Below are 9,162 nucleotides of genomic sequence, written 5' to 3'. Positions count from 1 at the left end.
CGGGCCTCGCCCGGGGCCGGGGCGGCGCCGGCGAGCAGCGCCCGCACGGCGGGGCGGCCCCCCGCGGCGTCCCCGCTCCCGGTGGCCCCGCCGGTCCCGGGACCGGCCGCGCCGTCGGTCGCGGTGTCGTCGCCGGTGTCGCCCGCGGTGTCGTCCCCCGGCACCCGGGGTGCCGCGGCCACGGCCTGCAGGTAGAGCGGGATCGGCTGCGCCGCGGCACGGCGGAACCGGATGCCCGGGGTCGGCTCGACGTCCGGCGGCTCCGGCTCACGCGGCTCGCACCGCAGCCCGACCGCCGCCAGCTGCTCCACGACGAGGTCGGCGGTCGGCCGCGACATCGGGTCGAACGGGTCGAAGAACAGTGGCACCCGCGCCCCGTCCGCCCCCGCCGCGACGACCAGCTCCCGGGCCCGCGCGACGTCGCGCACCACCGGCGCGAGCCCGTCCGGGTGGTGGGCCAGCCCGGCCCCGAACAGGTCGTCGCCGGGTTGCGCGAGGTCCAGCAGGATCTGGCGCACCAGCTCCACCCGGTCGATCCCGAGCCGCACCGCCTCGCGCAGCCGCGGGTCGGCGAGCGGACCGGGCCCGGTGTCGAGGAAGCGGGTCACCGAGCCCGGTGCGGACAGCACGGTCGTCCCGGTCCGCCCGAGCAGCCGTCGTGCGCTGTGCGGGAACAGGTCGTGTGCCCAGTGCACGTAGCCGTCCACCAGGGACTGGTAGCGGTTCTCCTCGTCGTCGTCGACCAGGAACTCCACCGCGGGCGCGGGCGGGCGGCCTGCCCAGTGGCCGTCGTGCCGGTAGAGGGCGTCCGGCGAGCCGGGCAGGAAGCGGAACGCGCCGGTCCCGACGGGCACGTCCCCCTGCCCGCCGCGCACGATGCCGGTTCCCGGTGCGGCCAGGGCCAGGGCGAACAGGAAGTCGGGCCGGCCCAGCACGAGCTCCACCTCGGTCGCTGACACCGCGCGGCTGGCGGTCAGGTTTAGGTGCGCGAGCAGCGGCGCTGCCGTCGCCCCGGTCGCGGGGTCGAGCACCCGGCGCAGTGACGCGAGCACGTCGGCCGGGGCCAGCGGCCGCCCGTCGTGGGCGACGGCGTCGCGCAGCCGGATCCGCCAGCGCGTCCCCGTCCGGTCGGGTGCCGCGGAGGCCGCCAGGTGCGGGCGCGGGGTCATGTCCTGGTCCCACACCAGCAGCGTGTCGGCGACGGCGGCGGCCCGCGCCCGGTCCACCGGCCGCCACACCCGGTGCGGGTCGGGTGCCCCGAGCGGGCCGGTCCCGGCGAACGAGGTGACCAGCCGCGGCGACGCGGCGTCGGCCGGCGCGCCGCACGCCGCGAGAGCCGGGATCCCCGCGAGCGCCGCGGACGCACCGGCGGCCCGCAGGAACGAACGACGGCTCAGCTGCACGGCACCAGGGTGCCGGGTCGGGTGACGGTTAGGGTCGCCGGGATGGACCTCCTCGCGATCTCCGGCAGCCCGTCCGACCCGTCGAAGACCGCACTGCTGCTGGAACTGGCGGTGGCCAGGGCGGCCGCGCACGACGGTGTGTCGGCGGAGCTGCTCGCGCTGCGCGACCACGACGTCGTCCTCTCCGACGGCCGCGACCCCGCCGACTACACCGGCGACACCCGCGCGGTGATCGACCGGGTCGTCGCGGCGGACGCGCTCGTCGTCGGCACCCCGATGTACCGCGGCAGCTACACCGGCCGGCTGAAGAACCTGTTCGACGTGCTCCCCAACGACGCACTGGCGGGCAAGCCCGTCGGGCTCGTCGCGACCGGGGGCACCGACCACCACTTCCTCGCGGTCGAGCACGAGCTCAAGCCGCTCGTCGGGTTCTTCCGGGCCTGGGCGGTGCCCGGCGCGGTGTATGCGAACAACACCCACTTCACCGGCGGCGACCTCACCGACGACGGCGTCCGCGGGCGGCTGCACGACCTGGCCGACGCCGTCGTCACGTTCGCACGGCGGATGCCCCGTGACGCCGCGGGCGCGGCCGCCCCGGACATCCCGCGCCGGTCGCTGCGCGAGGGCTGAGCACCGCTCAGGACAGGGCGTGCCCCAGCTCGCCCGCCCCGGCGAGCAGCTCGTCGGCGTCGCGGGCGACCAGCACGTGGTCGAGGACCTCCTCGTACTCGCCCATGGCGCAGGACGCCTGGTCCCAGTAGCGGCGCTGCTCCGGGGTGATCCACCCGACCCGGTACGCGCGGCGGGCGAGGCGGCGCAGCTCGTCGGTCCCGGGCGGGAGGCCGTTGGACCGGCCGTCCCCGACGAACAGGACGGCGGTCCGGGAGTCGACGGCGTCGGCGAAGTCCTCGTTCAGGGTCCGGAGCACCCGCCCGTAGTCGCTGGTGGCGTCCAGGTCGATGCCGGGCGCCGCGAGCACGGCGGCCAGAGCGTGGTCGTCGTGCGCGGCCATCAGCAGGTCGGTGACCTCGACCGGGGTGTCGACGTAGGCGAGCACCCGGCAGCGGAACGCCTGCCGGTGCAGGGTGCGGGCGAGCCGGAGCACGAACGCGGTGATCGACCGCACCGACAGCGACACGTCCGCGACGACCAGGAGCCGCACCCGGTCGGGGACCTTCGCGCGGTGGTGCAGGTGGAACGGGACGCCGTCGCTGCGCATGCTGCGCCGGACCGTGTGCCGCACGTCGAGCGGACCGTGCGCGTGCTCGCGGGGCACCCGGCGCGGCGCGCCGCGCATCCGGTGCAGCAGCTCGTGGCAGGCCCGCGCCATGTCCGCGGAGTCCAGCGTGTTCCCGCCGGCCCCCGTCTCCGGGCGCTCGGCCCCGGTGGTCGCGACCCGTTCGGCCAGCTGGGCGACGAAGTCGGTGATCGCGTCGACCAGCCGGTCGAGCTGGATCTGCGAGAGGTCCTCGCCGTCGGGACCGTCGGCGTAGACGGCGTGCGGGTCGTACTCCGCGAGCCAGGCCAGGATCGCCTCCGGGTCGTCGAAGGCGATCTCGCCCGACGCCTGCGTGGTGGCCCCGGAGGTGAGCTCCCGGCCGACCGCGGCCCCGGCGCGTTCGAGGTCGACGGTGTAGGTCGTGCCGCGCCGGCCCCGGTCCTCGCCGGAGGAGACCGACAGGTCCTTGTCCGAGCCGCCCAGCGAGGCGTCGTCGTCGTCGCGGTGGGGGTCGAACCCCTTCTCCTGCTCCGGCGCGTCGAGCAGGTCGCCCACCTCGGCGGCGCCCGGGTCGTAGCCGGCGTAGCGGCCCAGCGGGTCGTCGTCCTCGGTGAGGTCCAGGTCCCCGGGCAGGCCGTCGCCGCCGGGCTCGCGCAGGGCGGGCCCCGAGCCGCCGGCCGCGCCGGGACCGTCCGCGGCGACGAGGCCGAAGAACGCGTCGAAGGCACGCTCGAACCCGGGCCGCTCGTGGGCGTACTTCACCGTCACGGCGCGCAGCCCCGCGCGCAGCCGCCCGGTGTCCGCCGCGCCGAGCAGCGCCAGCACCCGGCGGACCTCGATCGCCTCCGCGGGGGACACCGCCACCCGCTGCGACCGCAGCACCCGGGTGAACGCGGCGGCCAGCACCGACAGCAGCCGAGTGCCGGGGTCTCCGGCCGCGGACGCGGTCATCGCCGCATCCGCCGGGCCCGGTCGGCCTCGGCGCGCGTCGCACCGGAGCTCGCCCGGCCCTTCCCGAAGGCGCCGGAGGTGGTGTCGGCGGGCCGGGAGGACCGGCGGACCCAGCCCTCGTCGGTCGCGACGTCCACCTCGGCCTCCGGCTCGCCCTCGTCGAGACGGCGCACGGCGAGCTCGCGGTCCGAGCCGTACTTGAGCAGCGCGGACAGCAGCGCCGAGCGCACCTTCTCGACCTCGCCGGTCGTGGCGAGCCCGAGCACGGCCGCGGCGCGGGCGGCGTCGATGACCTCCGAGATCGACGGGGACTTGCGCAGCGGGAACCCCCGCAGCCTGCGGGCCAGCTCCACGACGTCGGCGACGACGTCGGCGGCCACCTCGGGTGCCCGCCGGGACACGATCTCGGTCTCGCGCTCGGGGGTCGGGAAGTCGACCTGGTAGTGCAGGCATCGGCGCTTGAGGGCGGGGGAGAGCTCCCGGGTGTCGTTGGAGGTCAGCACCACCCACGGGGTGGAGCGCGCGGTGAAGGTGCCGATCTCGGGCACGGTGACCTGCCGCTCGGCCAGCACCTCGAGCAGCAGGGCCTCCATCGACTCCTCGGTGCGGTCGACCTCGTCGACGAGCAGTACCACCGGGTCGTCGGACAGGACCGCCTCGAGCAGCGGGCGGGCGGAGAGGAAGTACTCGGTGTAGAGCCCGGTGTCCTGCTCCTGGAGCCGGGCGGTGGCCTCGGCCATCGTCGTGGTCCCCGACAGCAGCTCCCCGATCCGGTCGCGGAGCATCTGGACGTGCATCAGCTGCTTGCCGTAGTCCCACTCGTAGAGGGCGCGGCCGTCGTCGAGGCCCTCGTAGCACTGGAGCCGGATCAGCCGGCGCCCGCTCGCCGCGGCCAGGGACTTCGCCAACTCGGTCTTGCCGACGCCGGCGGGGCCCTCCAGCAGCAGCGGGCGTTCGAGTGCCGTGGCGAGGTGCACCACCACGGCGAACCCGGGGTCGATGACGTAGTCCTGACCGGACAGCGCCTCGGTGAGCGCCTCCGCGCTCTCGAAGGCCGGCGGGCCGGACGCCGCGCCGCCGGATGGTGCCTTGCCGAACTCCGTGCTGTCGGACACCGTTCTCCTCGACTGCTGAGCCGCACGCAGCCGTGCGGCGGACGGACGGCCGCCGCCGCGCCCGGGGGCTGATCCGGGCGCGACGGCGGTGGGGCGGTACGTCCTAGTAGGACTTGCCGAACGCGTGGTCCACCATCGGGACCAGCGCCTCGACCGTGCACTCGCGGGGGTTGCCCGGGGTGCAGTAGTCGCCCATCATGTGCTCCGCGATCCGGTGGACGGTGTCGCCGTCGGTGGGGATCGTGTCGCCGACACCGGAGTACTTGCCGGTGTTCATCCGGTTCTTGTCGTAGCTGTCGGACCGCAGCGCGCCGAAGTTGTCGGGGATCCCGACGTCCTTGGACAGCCGGATGGCCTCCTCGACCGCGGCGTCCGCGGCCTGCACGGTCGTCATGTTGCGGGTGTCCACACCGAGCGCGGTGGCGATCTTCGCGTAGCGCTCGTAGCGCGACGGCAGGTTGTACTCCCACACGCGCGGCAGGGCGATGGCGTTGTTCAGGCCGTGGTGGGTGTCGAAGAACGCCGAGACCGCGTGCGACGCGGAGTGCACCAGGCCGAGGCCGCCGGAGTTGAACGCCTGGGCCGCGATGTACTGCGCGTGCATCATCTTCGACCGCGCCTCGAGGTTGCGCGGCTCGTACACCGCCTCGCGCAGGTAGCGCCCGACGAGCTCGATCGAGTAGATCGCGTTGCCCAGCGAGGGCTCGAAGTCCAGCCGCGAGACGTACGGCTCGGACCCGTGGGCGAGGACGTCGAACCCGCAGAAGGCGGTGAAGTGCTGCGGGCAGCTGTAGTAGAGCAGCGGGTCGTCCAGCGCCAGGGTGGCGACCACGGCGTCGTCGAACCCGACCCACTTCTTCGGGTTGTCCATGTCGCTGGTGTTGGTGATGACGTACGCCCACGAGGTCTCGGACCCGGTGCCGGCGGTGGTGGAGACCGCGATGTGCTTCGGGTTCTCCATGTTCGTGGACTTCGAGAAGCCCTCGAACTCGTTGATGTTGCGGCCGTCGTGGGCGATGACGACGCGGGCGCCCTTGGCGGCGTCGTGCGAGGAGCCGCCGCCGATCGAGATGATGCCGTCGCAGCGCTCGCTCGTGTAGAGCGCGGCGGCGTCCATGCAGTTGTAGTCCTTGGGGTTGGACTCGACCTGGTCGTAGACGACCACGTCGACGCCCTGGTACTCGACCTTGCCCTTGAGCTCCTCCACGATCCCGGAGCCGCGCAGGCCCGAGGTGACGAACAGGGCGCGGGTCATCCCCATGTTCTTCGCCTCGACGCCGAGGATGTCGTGGGCGCCGACGCCCAGCAGGGCTCGCGGGAACGGGTGGAACTCCTTGATCGGGAAGTCCCAGATCTGGTTGAGCTCGATGGCCATGACTCTCCTCGACGGCTTCGTCGGCTGGCGGACGAGCACAACCCTGGTTGTTGCGAACTACTGGCAACAGCTACGTATGGGTACCTGACCACCCGGTCGTTCGCCGGGGCAGGTCCACCCTCCGTCCGGAGGGGTCACCGGCGTGGGGCGGAGGCCTCGAGGTGGGTGCCGACCGGGGTGAACCCGCTGCGCCGGTACCAGTCCCGCGGCCAGTCGGCGGCGTCCGCGCCCAGCGCGAGCAGGTCGCAGCCGTGCTCGGCGGCGAGCTCGCGGGAGCGGGCCAGCAGTGCCCGGCCGTGCCCTCGGCCGCGGTGGGCCGGGTCGGTCTCCAGGGCGTCGAGCCAGGCCGTGGCCCCGTCGCGGCGCAGCGTCGCGGCCGCCACCACCCGGTCGTCGGCGACGACGGCGAGGCGGTGCAGGGCCAGCACCCGGTCGTCGCCGGTGTCGCGGTCGACCAGCTGGTCGAGGTCGCCGGGTCCGGCGCCGGGGAGGTCCCGGGCCCAGGAGGCGCGCCGGAACCCGCGGAGCTCGTCGTGGTCCAGCTCGGTGACCGTCGACGCGCCGGCACCCGTGGCCGCGCCGGTCGTGGTGGGGGCGGTCATGGCCTCGTTCGCCGAGACCGACCATCCGGCGGCGCGGAGGCCGTCGGCGAGCTCGTCCGCGCCCGGGCCCCACAGCAGCGCCCCCGGGTGCAGGCCGTGCGCGGTGAGCGCCCGGTCGGCCTCGGCGAGCACGGTGGCCGGGTCGGTGCGGTCCGGTCGGCCGAGCAGCAGCTGGTTGTGCATCCGCGACACCGGCCAGGCGTCGGTCCGGACGGCGACGCCGCCGGTCACCGGCTCCTCGGCGGTCGCGCCGCGCCGCAGCATCGACGGCTCGAACCCCATCGCCCGCGCCGCCGCGCCGGGCTCGGGGACCTCCGGTGCGGCGAAGCCGTCCGGGCCGGGGCGGTAGGGCAGCACCATCAGCACCGCCGACGCCGGCACCGCCCCGTAGGCGTGCGGGAACCGCATCGACGCCGGGTCGGTCGGCACCCCCGGCTCCCACCGGACGTCGACCCCGGCGACGTCGATCCGGGCCGGGTCGAGGACGAGCAGGACCAGGTCGGTCCGGCCCGCGAACAGGCGTTGCGCGGGCAGGGCGACCTGGTCGGGCGTCGACAGGTGCACGAACCCGACCTCGTCGAGGGAGGGGGGTGCCACGGCTCCGGTGCCGAGCCACCTCCGCCACTCACCAGGGGTGCACAGGTGCAGCAGGACCGTCCCGACCGTCATGGGAGACAGCCTGCACGCCCGTCCGATCGGACGGGCGTGGACGTCGAGTATTGATTTCCGGCACCGGGTGCCAATAGCGTCCGATCCGCTGCCACCGCCGGCCGGCGGGGCGGTTCACCACCTCTCTCGCCGAGAGTCGGATCCAGCGGAGGTTGCGCATGAGCGAGCACCAGAACGAGGACGCCCTGACCGAGGAGACCCTCGTCGAGGAGGTCTCCATCGACGGCATGTGCGGTGTCTACTAAGCCCCTCGACACCACGGTTCCGGACGGCGCCGCGGGGGCCTTCGACCCCGCGGCGCCGTACCGGCTCAGCGAGAGCGTCTCGCTGCGTCCGGAGCCCTTCGGCGCCCTGGTGTACGACTTCGTGACCCGCAAGCTCTCCTTCCTCAAGACGCCCCAGCTGGTCTCGGTCGTGCGCGACCTGGAGAACCAGCCGGACGCCCGCTCGGCGGTCCGTGCCGCCGGCGTCGAGGAGCCCCAGCACGACGCCTACCTGCGTGCTCTCGCCGGACTGCTGAAGTCCCGCACGATCGTCGCCCGTTAGTCCCGCCCGCCCCGCCGACCACCACAGTGAGGTGCCCGTGAAGCTGGTCGACCACTTCCAGTACGGCCTGAACTCGCCCATCTGCCTGACCTGGGAGCTCACCTACGCGTGCAACCTCGCGTGCGTGCACTGCCTGTCCAGCTCCGGGCGGCGTGACCCGCGCGAGCTGAGCACCGCCGAGGCCAAGGCCGTCATCGACGAGCTGCAGCGCATGCAGGTCTTCTACATCAACATCGGTGGTGGCGAGCCGACCGTGCGCCCGGACTTCTGGGAGCTGCTGGACTACGCCATCGCCCACGACGTCGGCGTCAAGTTCTCCACCAACGGCGTCAAGCTCGACAAGCAGCGGGCCGCGCAGCTCGCCGCGACCGACTACGTCGACATCCAGATCTCGATGGACGGCGCGACGGCCGAGGTCAACGACTACGTCCGTGGCCCGGGCTCGTTCGACACCGCGATCACCGCGCTGGAGAACCTCGCCGAGGCCGGGTTCAAGCACCCCAAGATCTCGGTCGTGATGACCCGGGAGAACGTCGACCAGCTCGACGAGTTCAAGGCCATCGCCGACAAGTACGGCGCCCAGCTGCGCATCACCCGGCTGCGCCCGTCCGGCCGCGGTGCCGACGTCTGGGACGAGCTGCACCCGACCCAGGCCCAGCAGAAGCAGCTCTACGACTGGCTGGTCGCGCACGGCGACCAGGTCCTGACCGGTGACTCGTTCTTCCACCTGTCCGCCTACGGCGAGGCCCTGCCCGGGCTGAACCTGTGCGGCGCGGGCCGCGTGGTCTGCCTGATCGACCCGGTGGGCGACGTCTACGCCTGCCCGTTCGCCATCCACGAGAACTTCCTGGCCGGCAACGTCCGCGACGAGGGCGGCTTCAAGGAGGTGTGGGAGCACTCCGAGCTGTTCACCGAGCTGCGCCAGCCGCAGACCGGCGGGGCGTGCGCGTCGTGCCCGCACTACGACACCTGCCAGGGCGGGTGCATGGCCGCGAAGTTCTTCACCGGCCTGCCGCTCGACGGCCCGGACCCGGAGTGCGTGCAGGGCTACGGCGAGGCGATGCTGGCCGCGCGCGACGGCGGGACGGTCATCCCGAAGTCCGACGTCGACCACTCGCGCTCCGCGCCGCGCAACACCCGTGCGCCGAAGCAGCCGACGATGCTCTCGCTCACCCCGCCGCCGCGCCGGCCGGACCGGGCCTGCGACGAGAACCCGCTCGCCGGGTTCGCACCGGACGCCGTGCCCGTGGCACAGCCGGTCGCCGGGAGCTGACCACGGACC

9 protein-coding genes are annotated in these 9,162 nt (G+C 74.0%); 4 read left to right on the top strand and 5 right to left on the bottom strand.

The features are described 5' to 3' along the window. On the bottom strand, positions 1–1,403 hold a 1,403-nt coding region (locus ND486_RS24790; RefSeq protein WP_251786789.1), incomplete at its 3' end, for an ABC transporter substrate-binding protein. Between the two features lie 42 nt (positions 1,404–1,445). On the opposite strand from ND486_RS24790, the gene ND486_RS24785 reads away from it, so the two are divergent. Then, on the top strand, positions 1,446–2,033 hold the full coding sequence (locus ND486_RS24785) for an NADPH-dependent FMN reductase (protein ID WP_251786788.1): 588 nt from the start codon (positions 1,446–1,448) through the stop codon (positions 2,031–2,033). Between the two features lie 7 nt (positions 2,034–2,040). Here ND486_RS24785 and ND486_RS24780 read toward each other — a convergent pair whose 3' ends face one another. From ND486_RS24780 to ND486_RS30090, 4 genes are all read right to left on the bottom strand, one after another. Next, positions 2,041–3,573 (bottom strand): VWA domain-containing protein, encoded by a 1,533-nt coding sequence (locus ND486_RS24780; protein ID WP_251786787.1) that lies wholly within the window; start codon positions 3,571–3,573, stop codon positions 2,041–2,043. Next, positions 3,570–4,688, bottom strand: coding sequence for a MoxR family ATPase (locus ND486_RS24775; RefSeq protein ID WP_251786786.1), 1,119 nt, complete (start codon positions 4,686–4,688; stop codon positions 3,570–3,572). The genes ND486_RS24780 and ND486_RS24775 overlap by 4 nt, the downstream gene beginning before the upstream one ends. A gap of 103 nt (positions 4,689–4,791) precedes the next feature. Further along, positions 4,792–6,063 (bottom strand): NDMA-dependent methanol dehydrogenase, encoded by a 1,272-nt coding sequence (mdo, locus tag ND486_RS24770; protein WP_251786785.1) that lies wholly within the window; start codon positions 6,061–6,063, stop codon positions 4,792–4,794. A gap of 134 nt (positions 6,064–6,197) precedes the next feature. Beyond that, a complete protein-coding gene (locus ND486_RS30090) occupies positions 6,198–7,334 on the bottom strand; it encodes a GNAT family N-acetyltransferase (protein ID WP_251786784.1) in 1,137 nt (378 codons plus the stop codon). Positions 7,335–7,492: 158 nt separating this feature from the next. Between ND486_RS30090 and mftA the strand changes: the two genes are divergently transcribed. The 3 genes from mftA to mftC are packed head-to-tail and all read left to right on the top strand — an operon-like array spanning position 7,493 to position 9,153. Beyond that, on the top strand, positions 7,493–7,579 hold the full coding sequence (gene mftA, locus ND486_RS24760) for a mycofactocin precursor MftA (RefSeq protein ID WP_060710386.1): 87 nt from the start codon (positions 7,493–7,495) through the stop codon (positions 7,577–7,579). Then, on the top strand, positions 7,569–7,880 hold the full coding sequence (mftB, locus tag ND486_RS24755; RefSeq protein ID WP_062398180.1) for a mycofactocin biosynthesis chaperone MftB: 312 nt from the start codon (positions 7,569–7,571) through the stop codon (positions 7,878–7,880). Before mftA ends, mftB begins: the two co-directional genes overlap by 11 nt. A gap of 37 nt (positions 7,881–7,917) precedes the next feature. Then, positions 7,918–9,153 carry a mycofactocin radical SAM maturase gene (gene mftC / locus ND486_RS24750; RefSeq protein WP_100878817.1) on the top strand — a complete coding sequence of 412 codons (1,236 nt, stop codon included), beginning with the start codon at positions 7,918–7,920 and terminating at the stop codon, positions 9,151–9,153. Positions 9,154–9,162: the final 9 nt, after the last annotated feature.

It is taken from the genome of Pseudonocardia sp. DR1-2 (assembly GCF_023717215.1).
In the GTDB taxonomy this organism is placed as follows: domain Bacteria; phylum Actinomycetota; class Actinomycetes; order Mycobacteriales; family Pseudonocardiaceae; genus Pseudonocardia; species Pseudonocardia alni.
This window is presented reverse-complemented; position numbering and strand designations above follow the sequence as displayed.

What these genes read in the sequence shown, in the direction of transcription:
- mdo (WP_251786785.1), bottom strand. Translation starts at nt 6,063, where the DNA reads ATGGCCATCGAGCTCAACCAGATCTGGGACTTCCCGATCAAGGAGTTC.
- ND486_RS24780 (WP_251786787.1), bottom strand. Translation starts at nt 3,573, where the DNA reads ATGACCGCGTCCGCGGCCGGAGACCCCGGCACTCGGCTGCTGTCGGTG.
- ND486_RS30090 (WP_251786784.1), bottom strand. Translation starts at nt 7,334, where the DNA reads ATGACGGTCGGGACGGTCCTGCTGCACCTGTGCACCCCTGGTGAGTGG.
- mftA (WP_060710386.1), top strand. Translation starts at nt 7,493, where the DNA reads ATGAGCGAGCACCAGAACGAGGACGCCCTGACCGAGGAGACCCTCGTC.
- ND486_RS24785 (WP_251786788.1), top strand. Translation starts at nt 1,446, where the DNA reads ATGGACCTCCTCGCGATCTCCGGCAGCCCGTCCGACCCGTCGAAGACC.